This window comes from Geosporobacter ferrireducens, from assembly GCF_001750685.1.
GTDB lineage: Bacteria > Bacillota > Clostridia > Peptostreptococcales > Thermotaleaceae > Geosporobacter > Geosporobacter ferrireducens.
Window position 1 is genome coordinate 4,934,926 of sequence record NZ_CP017269.1, and the last position, 17,463, is coordinate 4,952,388.

Genomic DNA, 17,463 nt, shown 5'->3' on the forward strand with positions numbered 1-17,463 from the left:
TATCTTGGATACGCGTCTTTTATAATAAATTTTTATAATTTAAAGTTGTTTACAGATACTTTTAATTGTTTGGCTAATTCATGCAATTCCTCGATGGAGGTATTGATATATTCTAAAGAAGCAGTTTGTTCTTCAGTGGATGCAGCTACTTCTTCTGTGCTTGCAGCGGTCTCTTGAGAGATCGCTGAAATGCTGTCGATCTCGGAAGCAATGGACTTACCTTCAGCCGTTGCAGATTGTGTAGCTGTAGTGATGTCTTTTACTTGCAGTGTAATGCGTTGTACATTGTCCATGATCTTTCTAAAAACTTCTGTAGTATTTCTGGTATTCTTTTCTTGCTCAACGATGGTTTCTGTTGCTGAATCTGATTCACGCACTGCTGCATTAATGGCACTTTGTATATCTTTGATTAATTGCTGAATTTTTTCTGTAGACTTTTGTGATTCTTCTGCCAGCTTTCTTACTTCATCGGCAACTACTGCAAAACCTTTCCCGTGTTCTCCTGCTCTGGCTGCTTCAATGGCAGCGTTAAGGGCAAGAAGATTTGTTTGGGAAGAAATACCTTGAATTACCTCAACAATCTCACCAATTTGCAGAGATTTTTCATTCAAAGATAGAATGGTGTCTGCAACATGACGCACAGTAATACTGCTTTCTTTCATTTTTTGTTCCTGCTCTTCAACCGTTTTTACACCGTGAGTGATGAAACTTTCTGCGTCGAAAGCAGATTCAAAGGATTCCATACTAATTTTTGTGATATAGTCAATAGAGTCTACGATGCTGCGAACGGATTCAGAACTTGTTTGAACACTTTTTGCCTGTTCATCACTTCCTAAAGCCAGTTGACTAATGGCTTCTGCAATTTGTGTTGCAACGATATTGGTTTGTTGTGAGGATTCCAACACGGTTGTTGAAGTGGTACCGATTTGTTCAGAAGCAAGGAGTATTTTCTTAATTAAATCCTTAAGATTGTCTCGCATGTTGTGAAAGGAGTTTGCAAGATTGCCAATTTCATCCTGGGTATGGATTGAAAAATCATAAGCGAGGTTACCCTTGGCAAATTCACTAGATGCTTCTACCAATACGGTAATTGGTTTAAGCAGATAAAGAGAAAATGCATACCCGATCAAAATAGAGATAAGGAGAACAATTCCTATTATTACGATGGTTTCTTGCTTGGCGGTCTGTACTGGGGCATAGGCTTCTGCATAAGGTTGTCTTACAACGACGGGCCATCCTACAAGAGGAACTGTTGTATAAGCGCCAAAGATATGTGCATCTTTATATATGTAGTCTTCATTGCCCCTTTGTCCCTGCAGAGCCTTTGCTACAGCAGGAATATCTGCCACATTTTCCTGAGCGTCTACCATTGCGGTATCCGGATGCGCTAATATCTGCCCTTGATTATCGGTGATAAAGGCATAACCTGTTTCGCCTAAAATGATTCTTTTGCGCATTTCTTCTATAACAGAAAGGTCTAAGGTTCCGCCGATGGTTCCGGTAAATTCTCCATTAAGACCTAAAATCGGTGTTACAATAACGACTGAAGGCTTTCCTGTGGTTCTAGATATAAGCACGTCACTAATCGTAGTTTTTTTACTAGCTAATACAGCTTTCATATAATCCCGTTCACTTAGATCGTCAAACTGATCCCTGCCATCAGAACGGGCTACCTGCATGCCTGTAGTATCTGAGGCGAAAATTACTGCAAAGCTGGTATGCTCTTTAATTAATGCTTCTAAAATGTTTTTCTGATCATTAGGATCAAAAGCCCGCACATGAGGAAGTGAGGCGATTCCCTCAAGAACCGTAACATTCTGGGTTAAAAACAAATTGATTTCATGGCTAAGGTTGTCCGCTAGACCTGTTGCAGTGCTGGTAAGGCTATCCTGAAGGCTGTTCATCTGGCTTTTTGCAGACATATATCCTACAGTGGATACGGAGGATACAGTTAATACAATAAGCAGTAGGATGATTTTTGTACGTAGTGTAATCCGGTTTAGCATACTATTCTCTCCTTTTTTATTGATTTTGCTCAGATCGATAGTTGGACAAATAAGAAAAGAATATAAGGAGTTTTGACAGCTCGACGATCATAGTATGGCTACGTTAGACCCGTGGCTTTGCGTCCTTATTTTTCAATAAGTTTGCCTTGTCGAATGAGCTGCATCTTTTTCGTGTTTTCTAGTGGATTTGACAATGCAGATTCTTGACAGAGTGATGAAATCTAAGTATTTAGATTTATTTAATCATAATTACTATATAAGGAAAGGGATTGGATTGTCAACCAAATTTCTACAAGAAAATACAGTATTTTACTGTAAACGACAAAAAATAGGCTTATATACCTAAAATGTATAAAAATTAACAAAAAAGAAAACAGCCTTTATACAATCCAATAAAAATTTATTGAAGGGGAGGCAAAGTTTTGGTCAAGATAGACAAGACATCCAACATATAATATACCAACTATACCAATGTCACTTAGAGGGGGAATTTTATGTTGAATTTAAGGGAAGAAATTATTTTTTGGACAGAAATAATGCGAGATCATAGTGAATTTCAGTATACTACACTGTCACCGAGGGAAGTGGAGTACATAGGACAAGCGCAGTATTACATGCAGCTTTTTGAAAGCTTAAATCAAGAAGCAAAAGGATATAAGGATAAATCTACACCGGCTGATGAAGCAAATCTAATTCAAAAGAACATGACGGCTTTGTTAAATTTTATTCAATTTAAAAGATCAATCGTCTATCGTTTGATGACCTGTAGCATAGAAATAGGTCTGCCGCCTTCCTTTATCAATCATATGATTAATGAAGCCATGGAATATTATAGAGTGCTTTGTATGGCTCAAGGCACAATGCCTATGAATATCGCATTAGAAAACATCAGATTGCACAACATATGGCTTCCGGATGCGTCGGGCCATGCTTCTGCAGTTGGCGCTGAATTAGACCCTGTAGAAACAAAACTAATCAAAAAGGCAGAGTATTTTGTAAAAACCTTTGATAAGCTTTTCAAGAAAGCCGTAGAGATGTACCAGATATTTGAGAGAACAGGGTTGCAAGATGGATCCTTAGGATATTTCAATGAAGAGGTTGCAAAGGAAATAGACGCATTTATCTGTTATCTGGAAGAAGTCAAGACAGCAAGAGAACAGTGTGTCGTGCAGGCAACAGGCATATTTGGCCCACTGATGCCGGATCATATGATACGAGAAGAAAAATATTATCTTTATCGCATCCAATTGCTTTACAAATAAAGTCCTCAAAAAACCCTCTGTAAAGGGAGCAGTACTTTTAACAGGGGGTTTTTTGTTTTTATACATGAAACAAGCACGAAAGGTTTCTTAAAATAATATGATGCAGTATGGTTTGGATCAATATAAATTCTAGCATGGTGAATTGTGACAACTTTATAAGAGCAGGGAGGAAGCGTTATGTGTGGATTAACAGGATGGATTAGCTGGGAAGGAGACTGCTCACAACAGTATGGTGCACTTAAGAAAATGACGGATTTGCTTTCCTATAGAGGTCCTGACACCGAAGGCACATGGATAGCACAACATGCGGCCTTAGGGCACAGGCGATTGGCTGTAGTAGATCCAACGGGGGGCGGTCAGCCAATGGTCCGATACGGTGGAGAGTATCCTTATGTAATTATTTACAACGGTGAATTATATAATACCCTTGAATTGAGACAGAATTTGGAGGAACTTGGGTATTCATTTCAGTCTAACAGCGACACAGAGGTGCTGTTAACTGCTTATATGGAATGGGGACCTGGTTGTGTTGAAAGATTCAACGGAATATTTGCTTTTGCTATATGGAGTGAAAGAGATCAAAGGGTGTTTTTAGCCCGTGACCGGTTAGGGGTAAAACCTTTGTTCTATATGCATCAAGGTGACAGGCTTTTATTTGCCTCCGAACCAAAATCGATATTGGCCCATCCTTCCGTTAGAGCGGAAATAGATCAGGAAGGTATTGCAGAAGTATTTGTATTAGGGCCGGCTCGAACCCCAGGTCATGGTGTTTATAAAGGAATGAAAGAACTAAGGCCTGGACATTGTATGCTATTTGATCGGAATGGACCGAAGGTTTGGAAATTTTGGAGTTTAAAAAGTGAACCGCATCAGGATGATTTTGATACTACCGTTGATAGAATTCAAGAACTGTTGAAGGATACAGTTATACGGCAGTTAGTTGCCGATGTACCTGTATGTACCTTTTTATCAGGCGGTGTTGACTCCAGCGCTATCTCAGCCTACGCAGCTTCGGCATTTAAGGAAAGTGGGGTAGGTCAATTGCATACCTATTCGATTGACTATGTAGATAATGACCGCCATTTCAAGGCCAGTGAATTTCAGCCGAATTCGGATGCCGATTATATACAATTGGTTTCAAGGTATTTGGATACAATTCACCATAACATTTATGTGGATACGCCACAATTGGTTGAAGCGTTGGAAAAAGCTACAGAGGCTAGAGATTTGCCTGGAATGGCAGATATAGATTCTTCATTGTATTTATTCTGTAAAGAAATTAAAAAGGAAGCTACTGTTGCACTTTCAGGAGAATGTGCAGACGAAATGTTTGGAGGCTACCCATGGTTTAGAAGCAAAGAAGGCCTTGAAAACAATACCTTTCCTTGGGCGAGAAATTTACAGGATCGGCTTAAGTATTTAAGACCAGAAATAAAAGACATGATTAATGGAGAAGCTTATCTTGCAAGAAGATATGAAGAGACGATACAAGAAGTACCCAGATTGCCGGGGGAAAGCCCAGAAGATGCTAGAAGAAGAGAAATATTTTACCTAAATATAACTTGGTTTATGACTACCCTATTAGATCGAAAGGATCGAATGAGTATGGCTACAGGATTAGAGGTAAGAGTACCCTTCTGTGACCACCGCTTAATGGAATATGTATGGAACATTCCCTGGGAAATGAAGTATTGTGATAATATTGAGAAAGGGATTCTGAGACGTGCTTTAAAGGGAATATTGCCTGAGGAAGTGTTATACCGAAGAAAAAGTCCTTATCCTAAAACCCATAATCCGAATTATCTTGAGGCTGTAAAAAAGATTCTTTTAGAGATTCTTTCAAGTCCCAATGAACCGATCCATCAGTTGGTTGATGGGAAGGGCATGGAATCAATGATACAAAAAGGCGAAATCAAGTTTGACAGACCGTGGTTTGGGCAGCTCATGACAGGACCGCAGATGTTCGCTTATCTTATTCAAATGAATACATGGTTAAAAAAATATAAGGTAACGATTTTATAAAAACTAAAACAAAACCTGGCTTCCTATAGGATACCAGGTTTTGTTTTAGTCTTCTAATTTTTTTTGATTTTCAGGCAGTAAAATGCCTCCTGAAACAATGAGCTTAATAGCTGCTTCTATAGAAAGATCCAGGAATTGGATATCTTCTTCCGGGATCATTACGAGCATGCCGGAGGTTGGATTAGGTGTTGTAGGGATAAAAACACTTTTCAAGTCGCTCTGCGTTTTCAGATTAATTTCTTCTGCCGCATCTGCGGTGATAAAGCCAATGACATAAATACCTTTTGATGGATATTCAACCAAAACAGCTGACTTAAAGGCATTTTTTTGACTGGTAAAAAGGGTGTCTGTCAACTGCTTCATAGAAATATAGACTGTATTGACTAATGGAATTTTTTTAAAAACAGCTTCTGTAAATAAAATAATTTTTTTACCTAGAAGATTAGTAGAAATAAAACCTGTGATCAAAATAATCAGGATTGTGAGAATGACACCAATGCCTACAAGCGGAAAGCCTAAGAAAAGTTCTAGTGGCTCGCGAAATACAGCATCTATACGGTTAAATAGCCAAATCACGATACTTAAAGTAACAAAGATTGGTACTAAAACAAATAATCCGGTTATAAAGATATTACGCAAGTGCTTTATCATATATATCCTCCAATATTTATCAGGATAATGTATCCATTAGTAATTATAATGGGAAAGAAAGGCTTTGTATAGATATACTTCATAAATATAGTATGTGCACTATAGAAATGAATAAAAGAAAAGAAACAGTAGAAAATGAGCAATCATTTCACTGTTTCTAAATTTGTTAATAAGATGCTTTATCAAGGGCAATTAACGCTTGCAGAGGTGGATTGGCATCAACCAAACCCACAGCATAAACGGTATAATATCGATTACCGCGAATCAATGTGTTGGGTACCGTTAGGACAATTTGATTTGTTCCTGCAATTCGAGCCTGTAGTGTGTAGTTAGCAGGTACAACGGTAATGTTGTTGCTGATTTGCCCAAAGCTGATGTTTGGAAAAAGAACAGTGCCATTAGGAAGTGTAATATCTACGGCAGGTGCATTAGGGGATAAATGTACAAATTTTAATTGGGTACGATTGGGGGGGAGAATAGCTGCCGTATCCGGTACGACTACGGCCTCAATATTTTGCAGAAGCCCTGCAGCAGCTATGGTATACATGCCATTGGGAGCGATATTTACTTGTGTGTCAATAACCGGTGTTGTTCTTGTTCCAGTAGGATAGACAAGGATTCTATATGTTGCGGGTGCCAAGGATAGGTATTGTGTAAAACCTCGATAGGCCAGGTTTTGCGCAATCAGAACATTGTTTGCATATATATCTACTGCTGGGGCATCAGGAGAAGCATGCAATATTCTGACATAAGCAGAAGTTACAGGAATGCTATAAACATATTGGTAGTGCGGATAATACATGGTGTTCCATCCTTTCATTCTATATATAAAATATAAATATGTTAGCCCCGTGACAGAGGTTACAAAATAAAGCAGATAAAATCACATATAAAGATTTCCGATAGGGTATTGGGCTAATTCTTGGAAACAAAAAAGAGCCTATTTTTTATTGTCTAAGAAATTATACTTTTTTTGGTATAATTATTTTATTTCGGCTATATTACGCAAGGTGCTTATATCTTGAATAAAATATCCTTGCTTTGTTTTTGCTAACAAACCTCGTTTTACAAAATCAGCCAATACATACAGTAAGTGACGGTATGTTACACCTAAAAATTCCGACACCTCTGTATGATTTTCTCTATACAAGCGATTGCAAGAAGTCATTAAAATAAATTTTGCCAGACGAATCTCTAAAGGGTAGGCTTGATTTTTTGAATAATTATAGGTGTTTCTGATTGCCTTTTGACTTAAAAATAGACAAAGATAACGAAGGAATTTTGTGTCATTTAATATTCTGTCTTTGCATTTTTCTATACGAATAGCATAACAAGTACAAGGTGTAATAGCCATTATGCCATTCGCTGTATCTTGAGCGCCAATCAATTCCATTTCCCCTACAAAGCAGGGAGCATTTATGAAATTGATTAGAGAAATGCGTCCGTTTCCTTGAGAAATAAACAGTTTTGCCCGTCCATCAATTAAATAATACAAATAATCGGGCTTTTCACCTTCGCATAATATTTCTTCGTTACTTTCAAATTTTACAATAGATGTGTAAGGGCATATATCAAAACTAAAATAATCTGTCAGAGGAAAATGGTTGTAGTAATCTTCTAAGGTTCCGTGTTCTTTTATCGTTATCAATGTAGCCACCCTTTCTGTAAATAGCATGAGATTTCTCATAACAGATTATCGCAGGTTATTGTATAATGCAAGAAAAGGAGGTTGGATATTAACATGAAACAACAAGACTATTGGAACAAAGTATCAACTAAAAAGGAATTTACGACCCCGTTTCACGCAGAAGAATTTGCCAAATATGTCGGAACAGGTAATACTGTCCTTGATGTTGGGTGTGGTTATGGGCGAACACTTAATGAATTATACCAACTTGGTTATCATAGCTTGATTGGAATTGATTTTTCAGACGGCATGATAGAACGAGGACAGGAACAATTCCCTTATCTTGATTTACGTGTAAAAAAAGAACAAAGGATTGACCTGCAAGATAGCAGCATTGACGCGGTTATTCTGTTTGCGGTTTTGACTTGCATATATGATAATAATGAGCAGCAATTTCTTATCCATGAAATAGAACGAGTATTAAAACCAAATGGCATTTTATATGTGAATGACTTTCTTCTAAATTCAGATGAAAGGAATATAAAACGCTATCAAGAATTTCAAGAAAAATATGGGACTTATGGCATCTTTGAATTGCCAGAGGGTGCTACATGCCGTCACCACTCCGAAGATTGGATTTATAATCTTTTAACTGGCTTTACCACTCTCCAGTATCAGCATTTGACCTTTACAACTATGAATGGTAATAAATCCAATGGATTTTATTACATTGGAAGAAGAAACTGATAAAAATCGAGATAAACACGGTAACAATCCCATAGTAACTCTTCCGCAGACGGTAAGACTTTCACCTTGCTTTTTGTACCTTGACAAAGAAAGCGGCGGAAGAAAACGCCGGCGTAAAAATGCAAAAAGCCGAGAAAACATAGAGTTCACGCGGCTTTGAAGTGTTTTTATGATAAAGCTTTATTGTTGAGTGTGGCAGATTTTTCTACTATTTTTTATTTGTAGACTCTTAAATACATAATAGATAAATGATGCGTCACAACAGGGTCGCGGACGACCACAGGTCGCCCCTACGGTGCTGAGGGGTTAAAGATAAATAGTAGGGGCGACCTGTGGTCGTCCGTAGGATGAATTATCATCCTAAATGGAGTGAAGAATCCTTAGGTCGCATCATACAACAAGTATTCATTAACGTTAATTTACAATAGAAACTTTATGGCACTAATTCAAAATATTTACAAACTTAATAGAATAAATGTCACACATCACCAATCGATTGGTTTGTGGCTCCCTTAACACAATGTAGCTGATCCCAACAGCAACGAGTGTACCTTCTCGGTCAATAAACATATTGGTACCGATGAGAAAGTCCACTTTCACGTATCTGCCGATTAGTGTCTTTAAGAAACCTTGGTTGTAGTTGATATCTTCTTGTACAGGTGGTCCAGGTTGAATGATAAAATCGGGCCCCATGGGCATCGTAGGAGATGGGGATGTATCCTCTAAAGGCCTTTCTGGCGGAATGGGCATCATAGGTGTCGTTGGCATTTCAGGCATCATGGGCGTGGATGGCATGTAAGGGGTTGTGGGCATACCGGGCCCCATTGGGATATTGGGCATAGTAGGGACTGCTGGCGTTGCAGGCATTGTTGGCATCCAAGGCAGCGACGGGGTAGTCGGCATCATAGGCATTTTGGGGACACCAGGCTGCATTGCCCCGCCCAAATAAGCATTAGCATAATCATTACAATACATAATACTCCTCCTCATAACAATGAATTTAATGGTAATGATATGGAATTAAAACAACCTAAATTTTTAAAATTACAAAAAAGAAATACATTAATAACTTCGTTCGGGATCTTTTATGTCTGTGCATACAGCTCAGTCATATTATAAAAACAGTGATCCCCGACACGCACTTGGTAGGTGCCTACGCCGTTTCTGGGAAATATATCAGGACATATAGGCTGGAAAGGATTAAAATACCATAAAGACCACCCTACTGTAAATAATCTGTTACCTGCTAAAGCCCAATCGGCAATATCATAATGAATCTGCTCTGGTGGACTGGCCCAGATGGTTTGAGGGTTGGGAATACCTCGGAGGACACTGCGTACGCAGTCAAATTGTCCTTGCTGATAGATTACTTTTCGGATGTCGCCCTGACACACCCGATGATACTCGCCAAAATCGATTCTAACTCTATTCATAACAACGGTGGCAACAGCTTTCATTCCATTTTCACCTTCACCACCAGCTTCGCACTTAATGATTCTTGCTAATAGTTCTCGATCTGAGAATGACATAGAACTCACCTCTTTTCAATGCTGATACTATTAATTTATTCGCATGATAGAGAAAAGGTACTAAATAATTGACGATTTTCGGTATAAAATATAAAAGAATAAAGGAGCTTTGAAAGTTGTATAGAATAAAATTACTATAAAGAAGCTTGGTTCTATCACAAAACTGGAAAAGAAATGGAGGAAATGAGAATGGACGAAAAAAGAATGAACAAAAGAGTTCCAGTCCATATGCATTTAACGATAGAATCTTTATATAAATCTGGTGAAACAGAAAAAATCAGTATCAGTGAAGAGATTACGGTTACTAACATATCAAAAAGAGGAATTGGTTTCTTATGTAGTAGTTCATTGCCGCTCGACCATTACTTTAATGCAAAAATAAAAATAGATGAAGAAAAAACCTTTTATTGTGTATTAAAGATTGTCAGATGCAAGAAGATTAATCAAGGATATCAAATTGGATGTGAATTTATTGGTTTAGCGAACATACTAGGAAAGAATATCGATTTATATGTTGAAGAAATCGAAGAAAGAAAAGAGTAATATTGATGGACGGAAATATGCACTGTAATTGAAAATGAAGGAAGGAGCTTGTCATGAGGAAGAATATAATTCTGGGAAAAGCAATGGAAACTTGGGAACGTGAATACCCACTCCTAAAGCGCCTCAAGCGATATGAAAAGCTAGTCTGGTTAAATCCTGCGCTGACTCCAGTAGAAGAGGTATTACCCACTTTAACGTTATCCGAAAAGGATGTCATGGAAGCAGAAAAGCGCTGGCAGCGATTTGCACCATTGCTTACAGTACTGTTTCCGGAAACTGCTTCCAGTAATGGTTTAATCGAATCTCCGCTCTTGGAAATCGAAAAAATGAAAAGGGTGATGGAGCGGCATTGGGGATTTTCAATACCGGGAAAATTATACATAAAATGTGACAATCAATTGCCTATAGCAGGTTCCATCAAGGCTAGGGGAGGGATCTATGAAGTACTAAAGCATGCAGAGCAGCTGGCCATAGAAAATAACCTGCTGTCAGAAGAAGAAGATTATTGTCGGATGGCCTCTAAATCATTTAAAGATTTCTACAGCCAATATGCCATTGCTGTTGGTTCAACAGGAAATCTGGGACTTAGTATCGGTATTATCGGTGCAGCTTTGGGTTTTCGTGTTACCGTACATATGTCAGCGGATGCAAAAACGTGGAAAAAAAAGCTGCTGCGGGAAAAAGGAGTAACCGTTATTGAATATGCATCAGATTACAGCAAAGCAGTGGAATTGGGACGGAAGCAGTCAGAAGGAGATCCCAAAAGTTATTTTGTGGATGATGAACAGTCAAAGGAATTGTTTTTAGGATATAGTGTGGCTGCTTATCGTTTAAAAGAACAGCTGGAGCAACAAAACATATCAGTGAATGAATCAAATCCTCTCATAGTATATCTTCCATGCGGTGTAGGCGGTGCTCCCGGTGGTATAGCTTTTGGACTGAAATTAATCTTTGGTGAGCATGTTCATTGCTATTTTGCGGAACCCACCCATTCTCCCTGTATGCTCATGGGACTAATGACCGGGAAAAATGAAGGCATTAAGGTTCAGGAATTTGGTATCGACAATATTACTGATGCCGATGGACTAGCAGTAGGTGCCCCTTCAGCTTTAGCAGCTAAGGTGGTAGGGCGATGGATTGAAGGGATATATACTGTTGATGATGAAGAACTGTATCCTATCCTTGCACTTTTGAAAGATCAGGAAGATATACAAATAGAACCATCTGCATCAGCTGCATTTTTAGGACCTGTACGATTGTTTGCAGAAGATCAGGAAAAACCTAAGTGGACAGGAAGGCAGGCAACACATATTGCTTGGGCAACAGGAGGAATTTTTGTACCCCTGGACCACATGGAGGATTTTTATAATAAAGGCAAAAAAATTCTAGAGGAAGAGTCCTGATTTGATGCATTGTTAATCTAAATTCAAGGGGGAATAAAAAATGAGACTTTATATTTCTGCAGATATTGAGGGAATTAGCGGTGTGGTAAATCAATGTCATGTCAGCGCGGAAGGCCAGGATTATTTTCGCGCCAGAACACTGATGACCAACGAAGTAAATGCAGCAATAGAAGGCGCAATAGAAGCCGGTGTAAAAGAGGTTGTAGTAAATGATTCACATGGGCCAATGACAAATATTCTCATTGAGAACTTACATCCTGCAGCCTCCCTAATCACCGGTACCCCAAAGCGCTTGGGGATGATGGAAGGCATTCAGAGCGATTTTGACAGTGTAATGTTTATCGGTTATCACGCAAGAATGAATCAACCCGGTGTACTTAGTCATTCTTATCATGGGCGTGTAATCACAAACATTTCTATAAACGGGATGGAAGTAGGAGAGTTTGCATTTAATGCATTTTTAGCAGGGCACTATCATGTGCCGGTAATGCTTGTGTCTGGAGATAATATATTAGCAGAGGAAGTAAAGGCTGTTAATGATCAAATTGAAACAGTTGTAGTTAAATATGCACAAAGCAGATATGCTGCTAGAAGCATTCAACCTTGCATTGTACACGGTAGGATAAAGGATGCAGTGAAGCAAATCATTCAGAGAGAAGATTTATTGAAACCCTGTAGGATAGAAGGTCCAGTTTCATTAGAGGTTACTTTTATACATAGCGGCATGGCAGAGGTTGCATCGATCATGCCAGGTACAGAAATGACAGCACCCAATAAAGTTCTTTACCAGGCAAAGGATATTCAAGAAGCATATCTGGCTCGTGCTGCGATGACTTACATGGCAGGATCTATACTATAGAAAGTCAATTTTTATAGCCCACAGCTTATGCTTCGGGCTATCCTTATCTTTATAGCTTCTGTTAAGACTCGAACGCTAAAGATGAGATCAAGTTATAATGGGTATACTATACCTATTAATCAAAAAGGAGTAGTTTAACGTGAAAAATAATTTTGAAGCATTTCAATTAAAATCTTTTATTCTGGATAACCTGTCAGCGGAGGGAATCCATGAACCCACAGAGATTCAGAAGGAGACCATTCCACTTATACTGCAGGGAAGAGATGTCATTGGAAAAGCGAAAACCGGGACAGGAAAAACTTTTGCTTATTTGGTACCTTTGATTGAAAAGATCAATCCGGAAAAAAAAGAACTGCAAATCTTGGTTTTAGCACCGAGTCGGGAACTCTGCCTTCAAATTCAGCGAGAAGCAAAACGAATTACGAAAAGTACAGAGATTCTCGTGGATACAGTTCTGGAAGGAATGGATATCAACAGGCAGTTGGATAAGTTGAAACAGAAACCGCAATTAATCATAGCTACACCAGGAAGACTGGTGCATATTATTGGAATGAATAAGATCAAAATGCACGGCGTTTGCGGCATTGCCTTTGATGAAGTGGATCAAATATTGGAGCAGGGTCTGCAAGAAAAGGTGCTGGCTATTGTAAAAACAACATTAAAGGACCGGCAGTTAGTGAGTTTTTCTGCAACCTTATCAGAGGAAGCAAAGAAGACCTTATTGCAGTTAATGCAGGAGCCTGATTTTATTAACCTAGATCATGCGAAGCCAGTTCCTACAGAGATTGAGCATCAATACATTATTAGTAAAACGCCGATGAAGATCGAAACCTTAGAAGAGTTGCTTCAAGTGATAAAGCCTCAAAAATCATTGGTCTTTATCAATAAAAATGAAAATGTAGACCGTTTTGTAAAGGGACTAAAATCCAAAGGGTTTTCTGTAGGTGGAATTCAGACAAGAACAAAAAATCAGGATCGGCAGCATCTGGTAAGCTCCTTTAACAGTGGGAAGATAAAAATATTAGTTACCACTGATTTATTTACGAGGGGAATGGATTTTCAAAATGTTACCCATATTTTCAATATGGACTTACCCCTCAATAAAGTGGATTATTTGCATCGGGCTGGTCGTACAGGGAGAATGTACAAGGTAGGCAGTGTAATAAATATTGTTAGAGATCGGGAAAAATTCGTTCTCTACAAGATGATGAAGCTGCTGAATATTCAAGTAAAACCTGTTGATATTATTGGAGGAAAGGTTGTACCGGTACAAGAGATTATTCAAAGAAACAGGAGACGGGAAGAGCATCGAAATAAACTGCGCTTATAAGTTTTTGAGCATAGATGACGCTTAGGGGGAGGATGATAGACATGAAGGTATTATTTACTTATGATTATGGGCAGGAGAAAATGGATCGTATCCGACAGTTAGGTTATGAATTGATCTATGTTCATGAAAATGAAGTCCTAATGGATGCTGTTACGGAGGATGCAGATATCCTTGTGTGTTATAATCCCTTTTCACGTTTAGATCTTCGCCGGATGAAACAGCTGAAGCTTATTCAGCTTTCAAGCGTTGGTATAGATCAGGTACCTTTAGAATATATTCAGGGTAGGAATATCATTCTATCGAACAATCGTGGCGGATATAGTATCCCTATGGGCGAATGGATTGTTATGAAAATCTTGGAGATGTTAAAGCATAGCAAGGAGCTGTATGCACAGCAGCAAAAAAAGCAGTGGGAGATTGATACGGGTTTATTGGAGTTATACGGAAAAACCGTTGGCTTTATCGGAACAGGAACTATTGCCCATGAAGCAGCAAAGCGGTTGCAAGGCTTTGGTGTCACGATTGTAGGTGTAAATACAACAGGAAGAAACAGCGGGTATTTCCAAAGGTGCTATCCGATGAAAGCCTTAGATGAAGCCCTTGGAAAATGTGATGTTGTAGTCCTGGCGATACCCTATACGGAAAACACCCATCACTTGATCAACAAAAAGAGGATCGAAGCCATGCAGAGGGGCGTTTACTTTGTTAATGTTTCCAGGGGAAGCATCGTGGATCAAGAAGCACTGGTCGAGGCATTACAAGATGGAAAGATTCAGGCTGCTGCTTTGGATGTATTTGAGGAAGAGCCGCTGCCTCTCGGGAACCTCCTGTGGAGTTTAGACAATGCGATTATTACACCCCATAATTCATGGATTTCTGAAATGCGTAATGAACGAAGATTTAGAACTATTTATGAGAATTTATCCCGTTTTCAAAAAGGAGAGCTTTTAATAAATGTAGTGGATCTAAAGAAGGGATACTAGGGATAAGGGTTCTTAGGGAGCAGTAACCATCTGCTCCTTTCTATGTGGATTTCAATAGCAATGAATGCTTTATCGCTTTATGACGATGTGCTATAATAATGGTGATAATTTACATATTAAGGGGGTACAGAAATGCTGATAGGCGTAGATCTAGGCGGCACGAATATCAAGGTAGGCATTGTTAACCAGGAAGGACAGATTTTATATCAAAATAGCCGAACAACAAATCCCAGCAGGCCATATCCGTTGATCATCCAGGATATCATCGAGCAAATCGAAGGGTGTGTGTCACAATTAAATGGAACCGTAGAGGATATCAAGTCTATTGGTATCGGAATTCCGGGAATTGCAGAACTTCAAACTGGAAATGTGATTTACTGTACAAATCTGTCATGGTATGATGTGCCAATGGGAGAAATGATCAGAACGCATTTCAATAAACCTGTTTATATAGAAAATGACGCAACCGTAGCGGCACTGGCAGAGAGTGTATCCGGATCAACAAAGGGCCTGGCCAACTCTGTATTCCTCACGCTTGGTACGGGTGTGGGCGGCGGAATCATTATTAACCACAAGGCTTACAGCGGAAGCCATGGCGCAGGTTCAGAAATCGGGCACATGATTGTGGGAGAAAATTTTTATGAATGCAACTGTGGAAGAAATGGTTGCCTAGAGACCTTCACTTCTGCTACAGCAATGATTCGGTATGCCCAAAAGCGTATTCGGGAAGGTGTTGTTGATACGGAAATCTTGAATATAGCTGAAGGAAATATAGAGAATATTACTGCAAAAGTGATTTTCGATAGCGCCCAAAAAGGAGATCAATTAGCAACAGAAGTAGTAGAAAGAATGATCAAGTACCTTTCTATCGGTATTGCAAATATCCATAATATGCTGGACCCAGACCGAATAACGATTGGCGGTGGCGTATCCAAGGCAGGAGATGCCCTCTTAGAGCCGCTGAGAGAGGCTGTAGCAAAACTAGCATTTTGCAAAGGTGTAATCTATGGAGATATTACATTGGCTCAATTGGGTAACGATGCTGGGATTATCGGAGCCGCCTTTTTAGGTGAAAGTCTGTAGTGTTATAGAGCGGAGTCAGTAAGGTTATTACGAAAAATATATTCAGGAGGGATTAACCATGGATAAAATTCTATTTAATTTTTCTAAGGCAGCAATACGGGAGCATGAACTGGATTATTTACAGGAGCCTGTGGCACAGATGCATCGACTGCTTCATGAAAAAACAGGAGCCGGCAGGGATTACTTAGGATGGGTGGACTATCCCATATGTTATGATAAAGAGGAGTTTGAAGAAGTCATCAGAGCCGCGGAAAAGATCCAAAAAGATTCACAGGTGCTAATCGTAATCGGGATTGGAGGCTCTTATCTTGGTGCTAGAGCTGCAATTGAAATGTTAACCCATTCCTTTTACAATCTACTGCCGGAGAACCAACGGCAGGCGCCGCAAATATTCTTTGCAGGACAGAATATCAGCAGTGCATATCATCGCCAACTCATGGAACTTATCCAGGACAAGGATGTAAGCCTGCTGGTCATATCCAAATCAGGTACCACCACAGAGCCAGCCATTGCTTTTAGATTGTTGAGAGCTTTTATGGAAGAAAAATATGGAGAAGAGTCAGGCAAAAGAATTTATGCCATTACAGATAAAAGCAAGGGTGCCTTGAGAAAGCTGGCAGAAGAAAAGGGCTATAAGACCTTTGTAATCCCTGACGATGTAGGGGGAAGATATTCGGTTTTGACACCGGTAGGACTCCTGCCAATTGCTGCAGCGGGTATTGATATCAGAAGGATCATGGAAGGTGCACGAGATGCCTATGAAGAGTATAATAATGCGCATCTAATGGAGAATCCATGCTATCAATATGCTGCACTGAGAAGCATTTTATATAGGAAAGGAAAAGGGATAGAGGTGCTGGCTGCTTATGAGCCTGCCTTACGTTATTTTGCAGAATGGTGGAAGCAGCTTTTTGGTGAAAGCGAAGGAAAAGACGGGAAGGGCATTTTCCCTGCTTCTGTAGAGTTTTCTACGGATCTTCATTCCATGGGACAATTTTTGCAGGATGGAACAAGGAATCTTTTTGAAACAGTGCTTTGGGTAGAGCAGCCAAAAGAGGAGGTATGTATTTTAAAAGATCCTGATAATTTAGACGGTTTAAACTTTATCAGCGGCAAAACGATGGATTTTGTCAATCAAAAAGCCTTTGAGGGAACACTGCTTGCACATACGGACGGGCAGGTACCCAATCTGATTATTCGCATTCCTGAAGCAGATGCATATAACTTTGGAAGGTTGGTTTATTTCTTTGAAAAGGCCTGCGGCATGAGCGGATATCTATTAGGAGTGAACCCTTTTGATCAGCCGGGTGTTGAGGAATATAAGAAAAATATGTTTGCATTGTTAGGAAAGCCAGGATTTGAATCGCTACGGGAAGGTTTAGAGAAACGACTCTCAAAATAAAGGATCGGGGGTGTTT

16 protein-coding genes and 1 riboswitch are annotated in these 17,463 nt (G+C 39.3%); of the genes, 10 read left to right on the top strand and 6 right to left on the bottom strand.

Annotated features, from left to right (window positions below):
• Positions 1-32 precede the first annotated feature (32 nt).
• Positions 33-2,006 carry a methyl-accepting chemotaxis protein gene (locus Gferi_RS23000; RefSeq protein ID WP_069980468.1) on the bottom strand — a complete coding sequence of 658 codons (1,974 nt, stop codon included), beginning with the start codon at positions 2,004-2,006 and terminating at the stop codon, positions 33-35.
• Positions 2,007-2,077: 71 nt separating this feature from the next.
• A riboswitch (cyclic di-GMP riboswitch) is annotated at positions 2,078-2,162 on the bottom strand.
• A 338-nt stretch (positions 2,163-2,500) separates the two neighbouring features.
• Here Gferi_RS23000 and Gferi_RS23005 point away from each other — a divergent pair.
• Together Gferi_RS23005 and asnB are read left to right on the top strand one after the other, a co-directional pair.
• A complete protein-coding gene (locus Gferi_RS23005) occupies positions 2,501-3,268 on the top strand; it encodes a DUF2935 domain-containing protein (protein ID WP_069980469.1) in 768 nt (255 codons plus the stop codon).
• A 177-nt stretch (positions 3,269-3,445) separates the two neighbouring features.
• Positions 3,446-5,290, top strand: a complete 1,845-nt coding sequence (asnB, locus tag Gferi_RS23010; protein WP_069980470.1) for an asparagine synthase (glutamine-hydrolyzing) — start codon at positions 3,446-3,448, stop codon at positions 5,288-5,290.
• 45 nt (positions 5,291-5,335) lie between these two features.
• On the opposite strand, the gene Gferi_RS23015 is transcribed toward asnB, so the two are convergent.
• From Gferi_RS23015 to yeiL, 3 genes are all read right to left on the bottom strand, one after another.
• Positions 5,336-5,941: a DUF502 domain-containing protein gene (locus tag Gferi_RS23015; RefSeq protein WP_069980471.1), complete on the bottom strand. Its 606-nt coding sequence runs from the start codon at positions 5,939-5,941 to the stop codon at positions 5,336-5,338.
• A gap of 166 nt (positions 5,942-6,107) precedes the next feature.
• Complete coding sequence (locus Gferi_RS23020; RefSeq protein WP_069980472.1) at positions 6,108-6,743, bottom strand: DUF4397 domain-containing protein; 636 nt, start codon at positions 6,741-6,743, stop codon at positions 6,108-6,110.
• A 180-nt stretch (positions 6,744-6,923) separates the two neighbouring features.
• Entirely contained in the window at positions 6,924-7,589 is a 666-nt protein-coding gene (gene yeiL / locus Gferi_RS23025) for a transcriptional regulator YeiL (protein WP_236932648.1), read from the bottom strand.
• Between the two features lie 93 nt (positions 7,590-7,682).
• On the opposite strand from yeiL, the gene Gferi_RS23030 reads away from it, so the two are divergent.
• The gene (locus tag Gferi_RS23030) at positions 7,683-8,315 is read left to right on the top strand and encodes a class I SAM-dependent methyltransferase (protein WP_069980473.1); all 633 of its coding nucleotides are present in this window, start codon (positions 7,683-7,685) and stop codon (positions 8,313-8,315) included.
• A 441-nt stretch (positions 8,316-8,756) separates the two neighbouring features.
• On the opposite strand, the gene Gferi_RS23035 is transcribed toward Gferi_RS23030, so the two are convergent.
• Together Gferi_RS23035 and Gferi_RS23040 are read right to left on the bottom strand one after the other, a co-directional pair.
• Positions 8,757-9,290 (bottom strand): hypothetical protein, encoded by a 534-nt coding sequence (locus Gferi_RS23035; protein WP_069980474.1) that lies wholly within the window; start codon positions 9,288-9,290, stop codon positions 8,757-8,759.
• A gap of 110 nt (positions 9,291-9,400) precedes the next feature.
• Positions 9,401-9,844, bottom strand: a complete 444-nt coding sequence (locus Gferi_RS23040) for a cell wall hydrolase (RefSeq protein WP_069980475.1) — start codon at positions 9,842-9,844, stop codon at positions 9,401-9,403.
• A 189-nt stretch (positions 9,845-10,033) separates the two neighbouring features.
• Here Gferi_RS23040 and Gferi_RS23045 point away from each other — a divergent pair, with 189 nt between their 5' ends.
• From Gferi_RS23045 to Gferi_RS23075, 7 genes are all read left to right on the top strand, one after another.
• Positions 10,034-10,387 carry a PilZ domain-containing protein gene (locus Gferi_RS23045; protein WP_069980476.1) on the top strand — a complete coding sequence of 118 codons (354 nt, stop codon included), beginning with the start codon at positions 10,034-10,036 and terminating at the stop codon, positions 10,385-10,387.
• Positions 10,388-10,440: 53 nt separating this feature from the next.
• Positions 10,441-11,790, top strand: coding sequence for a D-serine ammonia-lyase (locus Gferi_RS23050; protein ID WP_069980477.1), 1,350 nt, complete (start codon positions 10,441-10,443; stop codon positions 11,788-11,790).
• Between the two features lie 40 nt (positions 11,791-11,830).
• Entirely contained in the window at positions 11,831-12,649 is an 819-nt protein-coding gene (locus Gferi_RS23055) for a M55 family metallopeptidase (protein ID WP_069980478.1), read from the top strand.
• A 139-nt stretch (positions 12,650-12,788) separates the two neighbouring features.
• Positions 12,789-13,979: a DEAD/DEAH box helicase gene (locus Gferi_RS23060; RefSeq protein WP_069980479.1), complete on the top strand. Its 1,191-nt coding sequence runs from the start codon at positions 12,789-12,791 to the stop codon at positions 13,977-13,979.
• 41 nt (positions 13,980-14,020) lie between these two features.
• Complete coding sequence (locus Gferi_RS23065) at positions 14,021-14,962, top strand: phosphoglycerate dehydrogenase (protein ID WP_083273733.1); 942 nt, start codon at positions 14,021-14,023, stop codon at positions 14,960-14,962.
• A 132-nt stretch (positions 14,963-15,094) separates the two neighbouring features.
• Positions 15,095-16,045: an ROK family protein gene (locus Gferi_RS23070; protein WP_069980481.1), complete on the top strand. Its 951-nt coding sequence runs from the start codon at positions 15,095-15,097 to the stop codon at positions 16,043-16,045.
• 58 nt (positions 16,046-16,103) lie between these two features.
• Positions 16,104-17,447 (top strand): glucose-6-phosphate isomerase, encoded by a 1,344-nt coding sequence (locus tag Gferi_RS23075; RefSeq protein WP_069980482.1) that lies wholly within the window; start codon positions 16,104-16,106, stop codon positions 17,445-17,447.
• Positions 17,448-17,463: the final 16 nt, after the last annotated feature.

What these genes read in the sequence shown, in the direction of transcription:
- Gferi_RS23000 (WP_069980468.1), bottom strand. Translation starts at nt 2,006, where the DNA reads ATGCTAAACCGGATTACACTACGTACAAAAATCATCCTACTGCTTATT.
- Gferi_RS23005 (WP_069980469.1), top strand. Translation starts at nt 2,501, where the DNA reads ATGTTGAATTTAAGGGAAGAAATTATTTTTTGGACAGAAATAATGCGA.
- asnB (WP_069980470.1), top strand. Translation starts at nt 3,446, where the DNA reads ATGTGTGGATTAACAGGATGGATTAGCTGGGAAGGAGACTGCTCACAA.
- Gferi_RS23015 (WP_069980471.1), bottom strand. Translation starts at nt 5,941, where the DNA reads ATGATAAAGCACTTGCGTAATATCTTTATAACCGGATTATTTGTTTTA.
- Gferi_RS23020 (WP_069980472.1), bottom strand. Translation starts at nt 6,743, where the DNA reads ATGTATTATCCGCACTACCAATATGTTTATAGCATTCCTGTAACTTCT.
- Gferi_RS23030 (WP_069980473.1), top strand. Translation starts at nt 7,683, where the DNA reads ATGAAACAACAAGACTATTGGAACAAAGTATCAACTAAAAAGGAATTT.
- Gferi_RS23035 (WP_069980474.1), bottom strand. Translation starts at nt 9,290, where the DNA reads ATGTATTGTAATGATTATGCTAATGCTTATTTGGGCGGGGCAATGCAG.
- Gferi_RS23040 (WP_069980475.1), bottom strand. Translation starts at nt 9,844, where the DNA reads ATGTCATTCTCAGATCGAGAACTATTAGCAAGAATCATTAAGTGCGAA.
- Gferi_RS23045 (WP_069980476.1), top strand. Translation starts at nt 10,034, where the DNA reads ATGGACGAAAAAAGAATGAACAAAAGAGTTCCAGTCCATATGCATTTA.
- Gferi_RS23050 (WP_069980477.1), top strand. Translation starts at nt 10,441, where the DNA reads ATGAGGAAGAATATAATTCTGGGAAAAGCAATGGAAACTTGGGAACGT.
- Gferi_RS23055 (WP_069980478.1), top strand. Translation starts at nt 11,831, where the DNA reads ATGAGACTTTATATTTCTGCAGATATTGAGGGAATTAGCGGTGTGGTA.
- Gferi_RS23065 (WP_083273733.1), top strand. Translation starts at nt 14,021, where the DNA reads ATGAAGGTATTATTTACTTATGATTATGGGCAGGAGAAAATGGATCGT.
- Gferi_RS23070 (WP_069980481.1), top strand. Translation starts at nt 15,095, where the DNA reads ATGCTGATAGGCGTAGATCTAGGCGGCACGAATATCAAGGTAGGCATT.
- Gferi_RS23075 (WP_069980482.1), top strand. Translation starts at nt 16,104, where the DNA reads ATGGATAAAATTCTATTTAATTTTTCTAAGGCAGCAATACGGGAGCAT.